General features: G+C 55.7%; 12 protein-coding genes and 1 tRNA gene. 7 read left to right on the top strand and 6 right to left on the bottom strand.

Translation table 11 applies throughout. The features are described from left to right. Positions 1 to 15: 15 nt before the first annotated feature. The 3 genes from secG (at position 16) to BUA44_RS05950 (ending at position 2,216) form a co-directional block, all read left to right on the top strand. Complete coding sequence (gene secG, locus BUA44_RS05960) at positions 16 to 429, top strand: preprotein translocase subunit SecG (RefSeq protein ID WP_072809735.1); 414 nt, start codon at positions 16 to 18, stop codon at positions 427 to 429. A 252-nt stretch (positions 430 to 681) separates the two neighbouring features. Continuing rightward, positions 682 to 2,043 (top strand): UDP-N-acetylmuramoyl-L-alanine--D-glutamate ligase, encoded by a 1,362-nt coding sequence (gene murD / locus BUA44_RS05955; RefSeq protein WP_072809733.1) that lies wholly within the window; start codon positions 682 to 684, stop codon positions 2,041 to 2,043. Between the two features lie 89 nt (positions 2,044 to 2,132). Beyond that, a tRNA-Leu gene (locus tag BUA44_RS05950) sits at positions 2,133 to 2,216 on the top strand. A 52-nt stretch (positions 2,217 to 2,268) separates the two neighbouring features. Here the strand turns inward: BUA44_RS05950 and BUA44_RS05945 are convergent. Then, positions 2,269 to 3,285: an acyltransferase family protein gene (locus BUA44_RS05945; RefSeq protein WP_072809730.1), complete on the bottom strand. Its 1,017-nt coding sequence runs from the start codon at positions 3,283 to 3,285 to the stop codon at positions 2,269 to 2,271. 212 nt (positions 3,286 to 3,497) lie between these two features. Between BUA44_RS05945 and BUA44_RS05940 the strand changes: the two genes are divergently transcribed. Together BUA44_RS05940 and tgt are read left to right on the top strand one after the other, a co-directional pair. Continuing rightward, positions 3,498 to 4,919 carry a hypothetical protein gene (locus BUA44_RS05940; protein ID WP_143151883.1) on the top strand — a complete coding sequence of 474 codons (1,422 nt, stop codon included), beginning with the start codon at positions 3,498 to 3,500 and terminating at the stop codon, positions 4,917 to 4,919. Positions 4,920 to 5,019: 100 nt separating this feature from the next. Continuing rightward, the gene (tgt, locus tag BUA44_RS05935) at positions 5,020 to 6,156 is read left to right on the top strand and encodes a tRNA guanosine(34) transglycosylase Tgt (RefSeq protein WP_072809728.1); all 1,137 of its coding nucleotides are present in this window, start codon (positions 5,020 to 5,022) and stop codon (positions 6,154 to 6,156) included. Between the two features lie 1,039 nt (positions 6,157 to 7,195). On the opposite strand, the gene groL is transcribed toward tgt, so the two are convergent. The 4 genes from groL to BUA44_RS05915 all read right to left on the bottom strand — a co-directional run bounded on the left by groL (position 7,196) and on the right by BUA44_RS05915 (position 11,096). Further along, positions 7,196 to 8,830, bottom strand: coding sequence for a chaperonin GroEL (groL, locus tag BUA44_RS05930; RefSeq protein WP_072809725.1), 1,635 nt, complete (start codon positions 8,828 to 8,830; stop codon positions 7,196 to 7,198). A 32-nt stretch (positions 8,831 to 8,862) separates the two neighbouring features. After that, on the bottom strand, positions 8,863 to 9,144 hold the full coding sequence (gene groES, locus BUA44_RS05925) for a co-chaperone GroES (RefSeq protein WP_072809723.1): 282 nt from the start codon (positions 9,142 to 9,144) through the stop codon (positions 8,863 to 8,865). Positions 9,145 to 9,367: 223 nt separating this feature from the next. Then, positions 9,368 to 9,709: a helix-turn-helix domain-containing protein gene (locus BUA44_RS05920; protein WP_139258663.1), complete on the bottom strand. Its 342-nt coding sequence runs from the start codon at positions 9,707 to 9,709 to the stop codon at positions 9,368 to 9,370. 172 nt (positions 9,710 to 9,881) lie between these two features. Then, the gene (locus BUA44_RS05915; protein WP_072809717.1) at positions 9,882 to 11,096 is read right to left on the bottom strand and encodes a pyridoxal phosphate-dependent aminotransferase; all 1,215 of its coding nucleotides are present in this window, start codon (positions 11,094 to 11,096) and stop codon (positions 9,882 to 9,884) included. Positions 11,097 to 11,181: 85 nt separating this feature from the next. Here BUA44_RS05915 and ffh point away from each other — a divergent pair, with 85 nt between their 5' ends. Together ffh and BUA44_RS05905 are read left to right on the top strand one after the other, a co-directional pair. Continuing rightward, entirely contained in the window at positions 11,182 to 12,540 is a 1,359-nt protein-coding gene (gene ffh, locus BUA44_RS05910) for a signal recognition particle protein (RefSeq protein WP_072809714.1), read from the top strand. A gap of 188 nt (positions 12,541 to 12,728) precedes the next feature. Beyond that, positions 12,729 to 14,228 (top strand): glutamine synthetase family protein, encoded by a 1,500-nt coding sequence (locus tag BUA44_RS05905; RefSeq protein ID WP_072809712.1) that lies wholly within the window; start codon positions 12,729 to 12,731, stop codon positions 14,226 to 14,228. A 53-nt stretch (positions 14,229 to 14,281) separates the two neighbouring features. On the opposite strand, the gene priA is transcribed toward BUA44_RS05905, so the two are convergent. Further along, on the bottom strand, positions 14,282 to 16,357 hold the full coding sequence (priA, locus tag BUA44_RS05900) for a replication restart helicase PriA (RefSeq protein WP_072809710.1): 2,076 nt from the start codon (positions 16,355 to 16,357) through the stop codon (positions 14,282 to 14,284). Between the last annotated feature and the right edge of the window lie 91 nt (positions 16,358 to 16,448).

Raw genomic sequence — 16,448 nt, 5'->3', positions numbered from 1 at the left:
CAAGGAATCGTCACCATGACAACACTCTTTTGGGTTCTCATCGTCATCCACGTGTTCCTCTGCCTGTTCCTCTCCCTCCTCGTTCTCGTGCAGAACGACAAGATGGGCGGCCTCGCAGGGCTCGGCGGCATGACCTCCCAGTCGGCATTCTCTACAGCAGGTGCTGCCACCTTCATCCAGAAGCTGACCCGTGTCGTAGCTGTCATCTTCTTCATCGTCGTGTTCGCTCTCGGCCTCATCACCGCGAAGAAGAACGTTACGGTCGAAGAATCTGCCATGCAGAAGGCGACTCGCGAAAACGCAGCCCAACAGCAGGCTCCGGTCCCGGCTCTCCCGGGTGACTTCGCCGCTCCGGCAGTCGATGCACCTGCAGCCCCCGCTGCTGACGCCGCACCAGCCACCGAAGTCCCGGCTCCGGCTGCTGAATAAGTTTGGTAGACTGGCCCCTAGGGCCTAGCCAACCTGACCGCATATTGAAGTCCGCCCTGCATTTTTGCGGGGTGGATTTTTCATTGCGTCGAAGGCGTAATGAAAATGTGGAGTGCGAGATGAGAGATGTAGAATTTGGAATTAGTCATTACACATTCCACATTTCATATTAAACAACTCTCATTACACACCTCACACCACACATTTCAAATTACGCACCCTTTTCTACCTTTTTCTCCAGAGGTATCTAATATGCAGAACACATTGGTCGCACCCGTAGGCGTTCTCGGCTTTGGAGTCGAGGGCCAGAGCACATTCAATTACCTGGTTCGCAGTGGCGTCAAAGACATTGTCGTAATGGACAAGAACCCAGTAAACTTGCCGGAAGTTCCCGCGGGAGTGAACGTAAAAACATTCAGCGGTGAAGGCTACCTGGACGGACTCAAGGACTGCGTGACCGTCGTGCGCTCCGCGGGCGTTTACCCCATGAGCCAGGACCTGTTCAAGTTCCAGATGAACGGCGGCATCATGACGAGCCAGATCCAGCTGTTTTTAGAACAAACTAAATCCAAGAAGGTCGTAGGCGTAACGGGAACGCTCGGAAAGGGCTCGACCGTGAGCATGATTAGCCACATCTTGACGAAATGCGGCGTAGAGAACGAAATCGGCGGGAACTTCGGCGTGCCGGCGCTCGACCTGCTCGAGACAGAGACGCCCGACCGCATTAGCATTCTCGAACTTTCGAGTTTCCAGCTGATGACTCTCTCGCTTTCGCCCGATGTGGGCGTTGTGCTGCGCGTTTCGACCGAGCACCTGGACTGGCACAAGAGCGTGGAAGAATACCGGGACGCGAAGGCCAACCTGGTGCGTTGGCAGAAGCGTGCCGGGACCTGCGTGTACTTGAAGGATGCCGCACCCTCGGCAAAAATTGCGGGGGAAAGCCCTGCCGGCACAAAGTATGCCGTATGCCACGCCGATGGCGACGGTGCCGGTGACGGGGACGCCGTGATTGAAGGCGCCACCCTCGCCATCGACAGCGAGAAGCTGTACCTTGCGGACTGCAAGGTGCGCGGCATCTACCAGCTGGAAAACATGGCGGCGGCGACCCTCGCGTGCAAGGCACTCGGGATTCGGGTGGCCGACGCGTTCCAGGCGCTCAAGACCTACGAAACCCTCCCCTTCCGTATGGAATTCAAGGGCGAAAAGAACGGGATTGAATTCTTCAACGACAGTTACGCCACCCGCCCCGACGCGACGATCGCCGCGACTGCCAGTATGACGCGCCCCTTCGCGCTTATCCTCGGCGGTTCCGAGAAGAACGCCGACTTTACCGAGCTCTCGAACATCCTCGTGAAGGAGCGCCCGAACCTCAAGCGCATCGCCCTCATCGGCGCCACCGCCGAACGCATGCTTGATTCCCTGAAGCAGGCCGGGCTCGATTCCGCGGGTATCACGGCAAAAATCTTCCCCACCCTCGAGGAAGCCTTTGCCGACAGCCTAGCCATAGGCAAGGGCGGGACCGTCATCATGAGCCCCGCCTGCGCAAGCTTTGGCCTGTTCAAGAACTACAAGGTGCGCGGGCAGGTGTTCGACAAGCTGGTCGCGGGCGTTTAATTTTTGATTTTTTTCAAAAATTTTCACCCCTACCCCTTTACAAACGGCACAAATCAATCTAAATTTGTTGCCGTTCCGCTAAGGACCACGCGGTCGTGGTGGAATTGGTAGACACGCTAGCTTGAGGTGCTAGTGGGAGCGATCCCATGACAGTTCAAGTCTGTCCGACCGCAGAAAGAAACCCAGTCGAAAGACTGGGGTTTCTTTTTACCTGAACAATTGCGTTTAGCGGCCCGCAGTACCGCGCTTTGCGGCAATACGAGCCGACAGGTACGCCCACAACTTGAATATCGTGAACGGCCCGAAGAATCCGGTCACCATGGCGAGCGCAGACCCGACCCCCCAGTGCGCCCCCGTAACCGAAAGAAACACCTGCTGGCTTGCCACCTGGAAAAACCACGAGAACAGGTATATCGCATACGTTGAACCGTAGAAAGGCCTAAAGAACCGCAGCCCCATCTGGCAGTAAAGCCCCGCGAGGCACAGGCTCATTATGATTCCCGTAAACCCGTAGAACGGATGGTTCCAGTCATGCCCGGGATACACGTAGAACGCCATACACATCACTACGCCGAAGGCCATTGCAGGGACAGGCTTCACGCGGTTATCCTTCAGCAGCTGGGCACGAACAAACTCCACATCAAACGCGTAACCCAACACGAAATAGAACAGGAAGGCGATAACTCCGGGATAGTTCAGGATTTCTAAAGAATATCTCGGAAAAAAAATCGCCAGAAAATACGACGCCACCAACACCGGCAGAATCCAGTAGCGCGACTTTAGCACCAGCGAAACCTTCCCGCCCACATACGCAATGCAGAACACGAGGAACAAGGTCGGCAGGAACCAGTATATGGAAATGACGTTGTCGTTCGGGTAGAAGAGCATGTGCGCGTACCCCGCCCACGAGAAATCGACCTCACGACCCGCGAAATTCCCGAGAAACGCCTTCGGGACAAATACGAGCGAACTGATGAGCCAGTAGGGCAACAGCAACCGCCTCGCCTTTTTTGCAAGGGCGCGCAGCCCAAAGTATTGGCCCAAGGGCTTGCCGGAACGCTTTACCGAAACGTGCAGAAGGTGGCCCGAAATAAAGAAGAAAAGCGGCATGTGGAACGAGTATATCCACTCATACACGATGTTGTCCTCGTGATGGTAAAAAGAGTGCCCGATTACCACCAGGATGATGGCAAAAACCTGCAAAAAAGAAATCCACTCCAGCCTGTCGGAAGATTCACGCATCTCTAACCTACTCAACGAGTTACGAGCAAATATACATATTGTAAAAAATGCATTTTGCCACTTTCCGTGACATAAAACACGTCATAACTGCAAAATGCTACAAAAATAATACATTTCTTCATTTTTTTTGAGAAAATATGTGCCAAAGGGGGGCAAACCTAACTAAATTTACACCTGTTAACACAAAACCAATCTCTTCCAAGGAGACACAAATGAAGAAGATGACGCTCTCCGCAATCGTGCTCGGCCTCGCTGCCGCTGGTGCGTTTGCCCAGGCTCCTGCCGCCGCTCCGGCTGCGGCTCCCGCAGAACAGGCTGCCGCCCCGGCTGATTCCGTGAAGGCTGCCGAAGAAGCCAAGAAGGCTGAAGAGGCCAAGGCCGCTGAAGAAGCCAAGAAGGCCGAAGAGGCCAAGGCTGCTGAAGAAGCCAAGAAGGCCGAAGAGGCCAAGGCTGCTGAAGAAGCCAAGAAGGCCGAAGATGCCAAGCCGGCCGAAAACACCAATCCGGGTGAAGTTGCTAACGCTGCCGGCAACGCTTTCGCGATGCTCAAGGCCAGCATGAACGAAGAAACCTCCGCCGCCCAGATGGAAGTGAAGTTCTCCGGTTCTGCCGAATTCGATATTTACTCTGGCGACGTCCTCAACGACGACGACTTCAACCACAGCTACTGGACCACCTTCGACTTCAATATCGACGTGAAGTTCAACGACAAGTGGTCTGCACACGTCGGTCTCGAAGCTGACGGCCCGATTGACAATCCGGGTGTCGGCTACAACGGTGCATTCGTCCAGTACAAGCCCGCCGACTTCTTTGCTGTGAAGTTCGGTGACCTCACCTTCACGGAAGGTGCATTCAAGGCCTACTACGGCTACGATGATCCGCAGTACAATGCCGCCGGTATGAAGGAACACGACATTCGCGGTCTGCAGATTGACCTCGCCGGTCTCGAACTCGGCTTCGGCTTCGGCCGTGGCGCTAACGATCGTTGCGCTTGGGGCGACCCGGCCGAAGATGAAGGCTGCAAGGTCTACAATGCTCACGTGGCATACGAATTCGACTACGCCGGTCAGCACCTGCGTCCGTTCTTCGACTACAAGAGCTACCAGCAGGAACAGCACAACGAACTGCATGCCGGTATCGACGCTGGCATCAACATCGGTGGCTTCAGCTTCCGCGCTGTGTACGGCTTCCATGCTGACTACCTCCTGGATGACGAAGACATCGTCGACGGTCAGGATTGGACCTCTACCGCCCACGCTATCTTGGCTGAACCCAGCTTCGACGTGGCCATGTTCCAGATCAAGACCACCTTCTTCTACGCATTCATCAGCGACACCGACGCTCCGGCTAGTGATGCTTGGTCTACCGAAATTCCTGAATACTTCTTCGTGTATGCAGAACCCGCCCTCAAGGTCGGTGGCTTCATGAAGTTCGGTATCCCGGTTGAATTCCACACCAACACCCTCGACGACGATCGCGACGACACCAAGACCATCGACGTCGGTGGCCGTCTCTACCTGACTCCGGTCGAGAACCTCGACATCACCGCCTTCGGTATGGTTGACATTCCTATAGGCGACAACGATGACGACACCGCTCTCCGCTTCGGTGTTGAGACCGTGTTCAACTTCTAATCGTAAAGGTTACAAGTCTTAAAAACCGTCGGGTACAAGCCCGGCGGTTTTTATTTTGCCCCGCAGGCGGCCCGCAAAAATCTATCTTTATGCGCAAACCATGAACCGTTTCGAACTCCTGAAAACTTCCAAGAAATCGAAGGCGCGCCTCGGCGTGGTCCACACCGACCACGGCGACGTGACGACCCCCATCTTTATGCCCGTGGGCACCGAGGCGACCGTCAAGGCGGTCACGCCCGCCCAGCTCAAGGACATCAAGGCGGAAATCATCCTCGCGAACACCTACCACCTGTACCTGCGCCCCACCACGCCCCGCATCGCGAAGGCGGGCGGCATCCACAAGTTCATGGCTTGGGATGGCCCGGTGCTCACGGACAGCGGCGGATTCCAGGTATGGAGCCTGAAGGATTTGCGCAAGATTACACCGGAGGGCGTCGAGTTTAGGAGCATACTTGACGGTTCAAAACACTTCTTTAGCCCCGCAAGCGTCATGAACGCCCAGCGCGAAATAGGCGCAGACATCATCATGGCGCTCGACGAGTGCACGCCCTTCCCGAGTACGGCGAAGGAGGCGGAACACAGCCTCAAGTTCACCCTCAAGTGGACCGCGGAAGCCATGCAATGGCTCAAGGAGCACCCGCCCATCCACGGGTACGACCAGCAGTTCTTCGGGATTATCCAGGGTGGCATGCACAAGAACTTGCGCAAGCAGGCGATTGAACGCATTGCGGAACTCGGGCCCGACGGTTTTGCGATGGGCGGCCTTTCCGTAGGCGAGCCCACCGAGACGATGTACGAGATTGCGGATTTTTGCACCGACATTCTGCCGCAGGACCACGCCCGCTACGTGATGGGCGTGGGCACGCCGTGGAACTTGCTGGAGCTCATCGAGCGCGGCGTGGACATGTGTGACTGCGTGATGCCAACCCGCAATGCGCGCAACGGCATGCTGTTTACGAGCGAAGGCGTGCTGCGCTACAAGGCGGCGCGCCATGCCGAGGAATTCGACAAGCCGGTGGACCCGAATTGCGACTGCTACTGCTGCCGTAATTTTAGCCGCGCGTACCTGCGCCACCTGCACCACGCCGGAGAATCGCTCGGGTTCACGCTGGCGAGCATCCACAACCTGCATTTTTACCTGCACCTGATGCGGGAGGCCAAGCAGCATATCGCCGACGACACATTTGAAGAGTGGAAAAGGGAGAAGTGCGAAATCCTGCAACGCGACCTCCAATAGTCATTAGCTTTTGGGAAAGGAGGGTGTTAGGGAGGGCGGAGCCTTCCCTTGTCTAATATGCCTTGCGATAAGCAAGGCATCAAACAGGAAGCGCGAGAAGTGCGAAGTGCTGCAGCGCAATTTACAGTAAAAAGAAGCTCTCATCAAGTGTAAATTCCATTTTCAGCAGACCAAATGAAGGTAAGCGTCCGTTTTGGTCTGCCCAAAACACAAAAACGCATACTTTTACCACAAGCAAAAGCTATTTCAGCAGACCAAATTACAAACTGTGACCAGTTTGGTCTGCCAAACGGCGCAACGCATTCTCCCAGAGGACCGGAGTCCTCGCTTATTCTTGGCGAAGGAATATGGCTCGCTAAGCGAACACTTAAACGAAGTGATCGTGTGAGCGTGCAAGCCATATCCGGAGCCAAGTATATATCAGCGCTGCAACAAAATATAAACCTCGTTCAAGCATCCCTCCCCCTAAATAGAGAACTGCAGTTTAACGGAAAACCGCAGGGACTAACAGTCACAAGGTTTTCCTCCCGATATACACATCCCGTTTTTTGCGTCATAGCAATAAACAAATTTCCGCCGGAGCCCTCGCATATTTTTGGCGGAGGAATATGGCTCGCTAAGCGAACACTTAAACGAAGTGATCGTGTGAGCGTGCAAGCCATATCCGAAGCCAAGTATATATCAGCGCTGCAACAAAATATAAACCTCGTTCAAGCATCCCTCCCCCTAAATAGAGAACTGCAGTTTAAAGGAAAACCGCAGGGACTAACAGTCACAAGGTTTTCCTCCCGGTATACACATCCCGTTTTTTGCGTCATAGCAATAAACAAATTTCTGCCGGAGCCCTCGCTTATTCTTGGCGAAGGAATATGGCTCGCTAAGCGAACACTTAAACGAAGTGATCGTGTGAGCGTGCAAGCCATATCCGAAGCCAAGTATATATCAGCGCAACAAAAAAAACACCCGGCTCTTTCGAACCGAGTGCTTTTTGTTAGGAGGAGAATCTTTATCGGCGCTTCGACAAGCTCAGCGATCTTTATTACATCATGCCGCCCATGCCACCCATGCCCGGGTCCATGGCCGGAGCAGCCGGCTTGGGTTCCTTCTTCTCGGTGATCACGCAGTCAGTCGTGAGGATCATCGAGGCGATGGAGGAGGCGTTCTTGAGGGCCGTGCGGGTCACCTTAGCCGGGTCGATGACGCCAGCCTTGATGAGATCTTCGTAGGTGTCGGTCTTCGCGTTGTAACCGAAGGCGTCCTTGCCTTCCTTGACCTTGTTCACCACCACAGAACCTTCGAGGCCAGCGTTCTGCACGATCTGGCGGAGCGGTTCTTCGATGGCGCGGCGGATGATGGCAGCACCGGTCTTCTGGTCGTCGTTATCGAACTTGAGGGAGTCGATGGCCTTTTCGGCACGGATGAGGGCAACGCCACCACCCGGAACGATACCTTCTTCGACGGCAGCGCGGGTTGCGTGCATGGCGTCGTCGACGCGGTCCTTCTTTTCCTTCATTTCGACTTCGGTAGCGGCACCGACCTTGATTACGGCAACGCCGCCGGCAAGCTTGGCCAGGCGTTCCTGGAGCTTTTCGCGGTCGTAGTCGCTCGTGGTGGTTTCAATCTGCTTCTTGATCTGACCGATACGGCCCTTGATGGAGGCAGCATCACCGGCACCTTCCACAATCGTGGTGTTGTCCTTCGTGATGGTGATGGACTTGGCCTGGCCAAGAACGGTGACCGGAGCATCTTCGAGCTTGGCGCCCGTGTCTTCGGAAACCAGCATACCGCCAGTGAGGATAGCGATGTCTTCGAGCATGGCCTTGCGACGGTCACCGAAGCCCGGGGCCTTGACGGCGGCGACCTTCAGGGTGCCACGCATCTTGTTCACGACGAGCGTTGCGAGAGCTTCGCCATCCACGTCTTCGGCGATGATGAGGAGAGACTTGCCCTGCTTTGCCACGTGTTCGAGCATCGGGAGCAAATCCTTCATGGTAGAAATCTTCTTGTCGTACAACAGGATGTACGGATTCTCGAGGGAGACTTCCATGCTGTCGGTGTTGGTGACAAAGTAAGGAGAGAGGTAGCCGCGGTCGAACTGCATACCTTCGACAACGTCGAGCACCGTGTCGGCGGTCTTGGACTCTTCGATGGTGATGACACCGTCGTTGCCGACCTTTTCCATGGCGTTGGCGAGCAAGTCACCGATTTCGGGGTCGTTGTTCGCGGAGATGGTAGCGACCTGGGCAATGTGTTCCTTGCCGTTGATCTTCACGGCCATCTTGCCGATTTCCTTGATGACGGCGTCAACCGCAGCGTCCATACCGCGCTTGATGTCCATCGGGTTTGCACCGGCGGCCACGTTCTTGAGGCCTTCGCGGGTGATGGCCTGGGCCAAAACCGTAGCGGTGGTGGTACCGTCACCGGCGGCATCAGAAGTCTTGTTCGCGACTTCCTTGGCCATCTGGGCGCCGAGATTTTCGTAGGCGTCTTCCAGTTCCACTTCCTTAGCGACAGTCACGCCGTCCTTCGTCACGTTCGGGGCACCGAAGGAGCGGGCGATCATCACGTTACGGCCCTTGGGGCCGAGAGTTACCTTGACTGCGTTGGCGAGCTTGTCCACGCCCTTCATGAGGGATTCGCGAGCCGCCACATCAAACTTGAGTTGCTTTGCCATTTTGTTTTTCCTTTTTTATAAACTTTTTTTGATTAGAGCGTCGCGATGACGTCCGGTTCCTTCACAATGAGGTAGTTTTCGCCATCAACGGTGACTTCGGTGCCGCTGTACTTGCCGTAGAGCACCACGTCGCCCACCTTGACTTCCATCGGGACGATTTCGCCCTTGTCGTTCTTGCGGCCCGGGCCCACGGCCACGACCTTGCCCTGCATGGGCTTTTCCTTGGCGTTATCCGGAATGAAGAGACCCGAGGAGGTCTTCTGTTCGGCTTCTGCCGGCTTGACAACGATTCGATCTGCTAAAGGCTTGATCATTTTCACTTTTCCTTTTTTGCGGACGGCCGCTTTCGCGGGGCCCTTTGTTTAAACCTTGGTCCAAACTGGACTATTTTTGTTCGCCCAATTATTAGCAAAAGGTGTGCCAAACCTAGTTTTAGGCACGATGTTTGTATTTATATGGTAAAAAGGCGCCTCAAATCGCCTAAAAGCAGGCAAAAGAGTGTTTAAAAATAAAACACTCTGTAGCAACGTTTCAAAATTATACGCATTTTGCCGAGTTTGCGCTCTCTTTCGCGTTTCTCACATACTCCAAAGCCATATTTATATTCCTGACATCTGGCCTTGCAGCATTGGATTCCACCTCGCAAATCCGTTCCAGCCAGTTCATGAGCTGAGCCGGAGTCAGCCCCACCCCCTGGGCAAGTTCACAAAAGCCTTGCAACGAAGGCAACCGCTTGCCGCATTCCATCATCGATATCGCCTGCCGCGTAACACCTACACATTTCGAAAGGGCCGTCTGCGAGCACAGCATGTTCTTACGCAATTCAAGCATCAATTTTCGGAACGCACGGTTGAAAACTTCTTCATTCTTGTAATTCATGGCCCAAAAATAGGAATTTAACAGAAAATCGCACACTCATATGTTTTCATTATTTTTATTTGCTTATATTTTTCGTACACAAAATGTCAATAAAAGTTACTTTACCTACCCTTTGAAATTTTTGTATACCGGTTATTTTTTAGCGGTTCCCTGGGGCAAACCGCCCAAGCAATCACCGCTTCAGATTTTTAAGATTTTCAAGACGATTCAGCGCCTCGTAGAGGGTCTCGTCCTTCTTGGCAAAGTGGAGGCGCACCAGGTGGTCCACCGGTTCCCGAAAGAAGCTGGAACCCGGCACCGCGGCAACGCCCACCTTCTGCGCCATGTCGATGCAGAACTGTTCGTCGGGCAACTTGCCGCCATCAAGAAGAACGTTTGACCCAGCACGGGAATTGCGCGCGCCATAGCCAAATTCAGAAATATCAATTAGGACAAAGTAAGCACCCTGCGGTTCGGAAAAGCGGAGCCCCAGGTTCCGCAAACCATCCGTAAACAGCTGCTTCATGTGCGTATAGTGCGCCTGCAGGCCCGCGTAGTACGAATCATCGAAGCGGAGTGCTGTCACGGCAGCCTCCATGAGCGGGGCGGCGGCGCCGACCGTCAAAAAGTCGTGGACTTTCTTGACGCGGTCCATCACGGGGGCCGCGGCAAGCACGTATCCGAGACGCCAGCCAGTAATTGAATAAGTCTTGCTCAGGCTACTGCACTCGATAGTGCGTTCGAACATTCCCGGAAGCGTCGATATATACATGTGACGGTGAGGCGCGTAGATGATATGCTCGTACACTTCGTCCGTAATCACGTACAGGTCATACTTCACTGCCAGGGAGGCGATTACCGAAAGTTCCTCGCGGGTAAAGACCTTCCCGCTCGGGTTCGCCGGATTGCACAGCACGAGAGCCTTCACGCCCGGCTGTTTCATGGCGCTTTCCAGGACATCGGCATCGAAGCTCAGATCCACCGGAGAAAGCGGCACATAGACAGGAGTCGCCCCGCAGAGGATCGTGTCGGCAGAATAGTTCTCATAAAAAGGCGAGAACAGCACGACCTTGTCGCCGGGGTTGCAGACCGACATCATCGAGGCCATCATCGCCTCGGTGCTGCCGCAGGTAATGACGATTTCCGTTTGCGGGTCGTAACGCAATCCGCTAAAATGGAACTGCTTGTCGCTCAGCGCCTCACGGAAATTCTGCGCACCAAACGTAATCGCATACTGGTGTGGGCCCACGGGGGCAATTTCTGCCAAGCGCCTCGTCAGTGCTTCCGGCGGGTCGAAATCCGGGAACCCCTGCGAAAGGTTTATCGCCCCGCAAGCGTTCGCAATGCGGGTCATTCTGCGGATAACGGAATCGGTAAAGGTCTCTGTGCGCTCACTTAACGGCTTCATGGCTGACAAATTTAGCATTTATACCGGCAACTCTATCGTCTTTCGTCTATAGTCTTTCGTCTAATATTCTATATTTGCGCTCACTATGTTTTCACAGCTGACCGACTCTCTAGAATCTACCCTCAAGAACCTGCGCGGGCAGGGCAAGCTCACCGAAGAAAACGTCGCCGAATCGCTGCGCGAAGTGCGCCGAGCATTCCTCGAAGCAGACGTGAACTTCAACGTGACCCGCGACTTCGTGAAGGCCGTCAAGGAAAAGGCCCTCGGTAGCGAGGTTCTCAATTCCGTGACCCCCGGTCAGCAGATTGTGAAAATCATCCACGACGAGCTTGTGGCCGTCATGGGTGGCGAAACCAAGGAAATCAACCTCTCCGGCCCCGCTCCGGTGGGCATCATGATGGCGGGCCTCCAGGGTTCCGGCAAGACGACCTTCGCCGGCAAGATTGCCCTCTGGATGCGCAGCAAGAAAAAACGCAAGCCGCTCCTCGTGGCAGCGGACGTGTACCGCCCTGCAGCCATCAAGCAGTTGCAGGTGCTCGGCAAGTCCATCGGCATCCCGGTCTACGAAGAAGGCCAGGGCGACCCGGTGGAAATCATCAAGCACGGCTACCAGTACGCAAAGGACAACGGCTTCGACCTCGTGATTTACGATACCGCGGGCCGCCTGCAGATTGACGAAGAGCTGATGCAGGAACTCGAGAAGGCGAAGGAAGCCGTCCACCCCGACGAAATCCTGTTCGTGGCCGACGCGATGATCGGTCAGGAAGCGGTGAACGTGGCCGAGACCTTCTGGCAGCGCCTCTCGTTTACGGGCGTGTGCCTCTCGAAGATGGACGGCGACACCCGCGGCGGTGCGGCACTCAGCATCAAGAAGATGACAGGCGTGCCCATATGCTTTATCGGCGTGGGCGAAAAGCTCCCCGATATCGAGCTGTTCCACCCCGACCGCATGGCGAGCCGCATTCTCGGCATGGGCGACGTGGTGAGCCTCGTGGAAAAGGCGCAGCAGGTTATTGACGAAAAAGATGCGAAGGACCTCAAGAAGAAGATTCTCAACAACACGTTCGACCTGAACGACTTCCTGAACCAGCTCCGCACCATCAAGAAGCTCGGCCGCATCAAGGATATCCTCGGGCTCATCCCGGGTTTGAACAAACTACCGCTCGACCAGATTGACGAGAAGCAGTTAGTTTATGTGGAAGCCATCCTCAGCTCCATGACCCCGAAGGAAAGGAAGAAACCGCAGATTCTGGACGGAAGCCGCAAGAACCGCATCGCGAAGGGTTCGGGCACCGAGATTTCGCGCGTGAACGCCGTGCTCAAGCAATACGACGACATGAAGGAAATGTTCAAGAAGGTGGGCGACATGGCCCGCAAGCAGAACAACGGCGGCCAGATTGGCAGCAACTACACGCCGCCCAAGGTCAAAAAGAAGAGAAAATAACGACTAGGGAGGGGTTCTCCCTCGTAGGCAATTTCGGCGTTTTAGCGTAAATAATTACAAAATGACCTAATTTTACACTATATGAAAAAATTTTTCGTATAGTGCTTTCTTTTTTGTAAGAAAAATGGTAGATTGTAGACAGCAATATTTTCAAAAAACGAAAAAAACAACAAAAAAAAGGAAAATAAATGGCATCTACCTCCTATTCCGCTAACGCGCTCGTCACGGCCCTCAAGAAGCCTCGCGACAAATTCACCAAGGAAGATATCAAGAAGTACATCTTCGACAACGGCATCCGCCACCTGAACTTCATGTACGCCGGCGGAGACGGCCGTCTCAAGACCCTCAACTTCGTCATCAACGATGCCGACTACCTGGACGAAATTCTCAGCTGCGGCGAACGCGTAGACGGTTCATCGCTGTTCAGCTACATCGAAGCCTCCTCCTCCGACCTCTACGTGGTGCCGAAATTCTCCTCCGCATTCATGGACCCGTTCGCAGAACTCCCGACTCTCTGCCTGCTCTGCTCCTTCTTCAACAAGGACGGACAGCCGCTGGAATCTTCCCCAGAATACACGCTCCACAAGGCATGCGAAGCCTTCAAGAAGGAGACCGGCATGGAATTCCAGGCCATGGGCGAACTGGAATACTACGTGATTGCCGACGACATGGGCGAATTCCCGGCCGTTGACCAGAGGGGTTACCACGAATCAGCACCGTTCGCGAAGTTCAACGAGTTCCGCCAGCAGTGCATGCTCTACATCGCGCAGGCCGGCGGCCAGATCAAGTACGGCCACAGCGAAGTGGGCAATTTCACGCAAGACGGCAAGCTCTACGAGCAGAACGAAATCGAGTTCCTCCCCTGCCCGGCAGAAGACGCGGCCAACCAGCTCACCATCGCCAAGTGGATTATCCGTAACCTCGGCGCACAGCTCGGCCTCGACGTGACGTTTGCCCCGAAGATTACCGTTGGCAAGGCGGGTTCGGGCCTTCACATCCACATGCGCATCATGAAGGACGGCAACAACCAGATGCTCAAGAACGGAGTCATCAGCGAAACCGCCCGCCGCGCCATCGCCGGCATGATGAAACTCGCCCCGTCCATCACCGCGTTCGGCAACCAGAACCCGACATCTTACCTGCGCCTGGTGCCCCACCAGGAAGCCCCGACCAACGTGTGCTGGGGTGACCGCAACCGCTCCGTGCTGGTACGCGTACCGCTCGGCTGGGCATCGAAGACCGACCTCTGCAAAATCGCGAACCCGAACGAGAAGGGCACGAGTTACGACACGCACCAGAAGCAGACCGTGGAAAAGCGCTCCCCGGATGCCAGTGCCAACGTGTACCTGCTCATGGCCGGCCTCTGCGTCGCCTGCCGCTACGGCCTCTCCCTCAAGGACGGCCTGAAGGTGGCCGAACAGACCTACGTGAACGTGAACATCCACAAGAAGGAAAACGCAAAGCTCTTGAGCAAGCTCGACACTCTGCCCGACAGCTGCTGGGCATCTGCCGACTGCCTTGCCAAGCAGAGGAAGGTGTACGAGGAATTCGGCGTGTTCAGCCCCGCCATGATCGACGGCATCATGGCCCAGCTCAAGGCCTTCAAGGACAAGACGCTCCGCGCCCAAGTCACGAAGTCCAAGACCGCCATGCAGAAGCTCGTGAAAACGTACTTCTACTGCGGCTAATACATCGCGCGCAATTTCAAAACAGGGTTCCGGTTTTTACCGGGACCCTTTCTTTATTCGATTTCCACCTTAATATCCACGCTGGGGAACACGGGTTTCGGCGCGTTCACGACAGGCGAAAGGATTCGGCGCACCGCCGAGAGGTCGTTCGACTTCAGGTACAGTTTTACCCAGCGAACGTTCTGCACCACGGGGATAAACGCATCCACCGGGCCCATGACCATCAGGCTCTTTTCGGCACGGCAAAGCGCTTCCACGCGGGCGACAGCATCGCGCAGGGCGCCCTCGTCACGGCTCCCGAAGGAGACCTCCACCATCTTGCAGAACGGCGGATAGAATGCATCCTTGCGGTCGCGGGTTTCCATCTCGGCAAAGCCCGCAAAGTCGTGGTGGAGCGCGAAGTTCATCACCGGCTCGTTCGGGTTCTGCGTCTGGATAAGCACGCGACCCGTCCCCCCAGCACGGCCCGCACGCCCCGCCGTCTGGCTCAGCAACTGGAACAGCCTCTCCGTACTGCGGAAATCGGGCATCCCGAAACCGCTGTCGGCACCCACAACGCCCACGAGTTTCACGCCCGGGAAATCGTGGCCCTTCGCGACCATCTGCGTGCCGAGCAGAATGTTGTATTCGCCATTCCGGAACGATTCCAGAATTTTCTCGACCGAGCCCACGTTCTGCGTGGTATCGCGGTCCATGCGCACAATCTTTGCATCCGGCACCCACTCCAGGATTTCTTCCTCGAGCTTTTCGATGGCACCGCCCACGAACTCGTATGTTTCGGCCCCGCAGGCACGGCACGGCGTGTTCACCGGGTAAAGCAGCCCGCAGTAGTGGCACAGCAGGGAATTGTACTGCCTGTGGTAAACGAGCGGCACATGGCAGTTTTTGCAGTAGAGCGTCTCGCCACATTCCCCGCAAATGCGGACCTTGGAATACCCGCGGCGGTTCATAAGCACAATCGCCTGGTCGCCATCCGCAACGCACTTCACGAGGGCGTCGCGCAAATCGGGCGACATGAGGATCCCCTTCTGCTGGCAGACCTTCCCCATATCGACGATGCTCACCTCGGGCAGGCTCGCCGACGTCGCGCGCTTCTGCAACTTGAGGTATTTTAATTTATCTGTACTTGCGTTATGGAAGGTCTCGATGCAGGGGGTCGCGCTCCCGAGTACCACGAGCGCCCCGTACTTGTAGGCCAGGTGGAACGCGAGTTCGCGGGTATGGTAGCGCGGGGCGGGGTCCTGCTGCTTGAACGAGGAATCGTGTTCCTCGTCGAGAATCACGACATCGAAATCGAACGGTGCAAGTATCGCGCTCCGGGTCCCGAGAACCACACGCGCGCTCCCTTCCAGAATCGAGACGAAGGATTCGCGCCGCTTCGGGGCGGAGAGCGCCGAGTGCAGCACGTGCACGGGCACCCGCAAAAAGTCCTCGAACCGGCCCGCCGTCTGCGGGGTGAGCCCGATTTCGGGAACGAGAATCAAGACGCGCAACCCGCGGTTCAACGCCTCGTAGGCAAGTTCCTGATACACGCGCGTCTTGCCGGAACCGGTCACACCATGCAAGAGCGAGCCCCGGAAGCCCGTACCCGAAAGGTCGGACACGAGCGAGTCGAGCGCCACCTGCTGTTCGTCGGTAAGCGGAGGCACGTCGGGGCGCGCGGGCATCTGGGCAGCCGCACCTTCCTCGCCCGAAACTTCGCCAGCCTCCGCTTGCCTTGCCGCAAGCGCATCGAGATACTTTCCGAAATCGGCAGGCCAGAACACGTCCAGCGCCTTCATCGGCGTGCTTATATAGTAACGCGCCACCCATTCGAGCGATTCCATGTACCGCTCGTTAAAAACGTAGCCCGACGCATGCGGGTAGGCGCACCGCACGTTGAACGCGGGCCTTTCCGTATGTACCTTCGCGACAACCGCAAGCGACGGTGCCTTGCGGGTGGCAAACTGCACCCAGACCACGCTCCCCCGCCGGATTTCAGGGCCGGCAAACAGCCCGGAAGGAACCCCGTAAGTATAGACGGAGGGCGCCTGCGGGATATACACCTCGCAGAACCGCTCCAGGGTTTCCGGGGCGTGTTTCACTCGAATTTGCTCGGGCGCTTCCGTTTTGGGTATGCGTTTTGCCATTTTACCCCCAAAGATAGGTAAACTGCACCCCGTTTCTACCCGTTTATTTGCCAAAAAAACAAGATTTTCTTAAACCACTTGTAATCTTTTT

The sequence above is a fragment of the Fibrobacter sp. UWR3 genome (assembly GCF_900143055.1).
Classification (GTDB): Bacteria; Fibrobacterota; Fibrobacteria; order Fibrobacterales; family Fibrobacteraceae; genus Fibrobacter.
The sequence above is the reverse complement of the archived record's forward strand: the minus strand, read 5'-3'. Positions and strand labels throughout refer to the sequence as shown.

Coding starts and splice junctions, on each gene's coding strand:
- secG (WP_072809735.1), top strand. CDS start 16: ATGACAACACTCTTTTGGGTTCTCATCGTCATCCACGTGTTCCTCTGC.
- tgt (WP_072809728.1), top strand. CDS start 5,020: ATGAACCGTTTCGAACTCCTGAAAACTTCCAAGAAATCGAAGGCGCGC.
- ffh (WP_072809714.1), top strand. CDS start 11,182: ATGTTTTCACAGCTGACCGACTCTCTAGAATCTACCCTCAAGAACCTG.
- groES (WP_072809723.1), bottom strand. CDS start 9,144: ATGATCAAGCCTTTAGCAGATCGAATCGTTGTCAAGCCGGCAGAAGCC.
- BUA44_RS05920 (WP_139258663.1), bottom strand. CDS start 9,709: ATGAATTACAAGAATGAAGAAGTTTTCAACCGTGCGTTCCGAAAATTG.
- BUA44_RS05915 (WP_072809717.1), bottom strand. CDS start 11,096: ATGAAGCCGTTAAGTGAGCGCACAGAGACCTTTACCGATTCCGTTATC.
- murD (WP_072809733.1), top strand. CDS start 682: ATGCAGAACACATTGGTCGCACCCGTAGGCGTTCTCGGCTTTGGAGTC.
- BUA44_RS05945 (WP_072809730.1), bottom strand. CDS start 3,285: ATGCGTGAATCTTCCGACAGGCTGGAGTGGATTTCTTTTTTGCAGGTT.
- groL (WP_072809725.1), bottom strand. CDS start 8,830: ATGGCAAAGCAACTCAAGTTTGATGTGGCGGCTCGCGAATCCCTCATG.
- priA (WP_072809710.1), bottom strand. CDS start 16,357: ATGGCAAAACGCATACCCAAAACGGAAGCGCCCGAGCAAATTCGAGTG.
- BUA44_RS05905 (WP_072809712.1), top strand. CDS start 12,729: ATGGCATCTACCTCCTATTCCGCTAACGCGCTCGTCACGGCCCTCAAG.
- BUA44_RS05940 (WP_143151883.1), top strand. CDS start 3,498: ATGAAGAAGATGACGCTCTCCGCAATCGTGCTCGGCCTCGCTGCCGCT.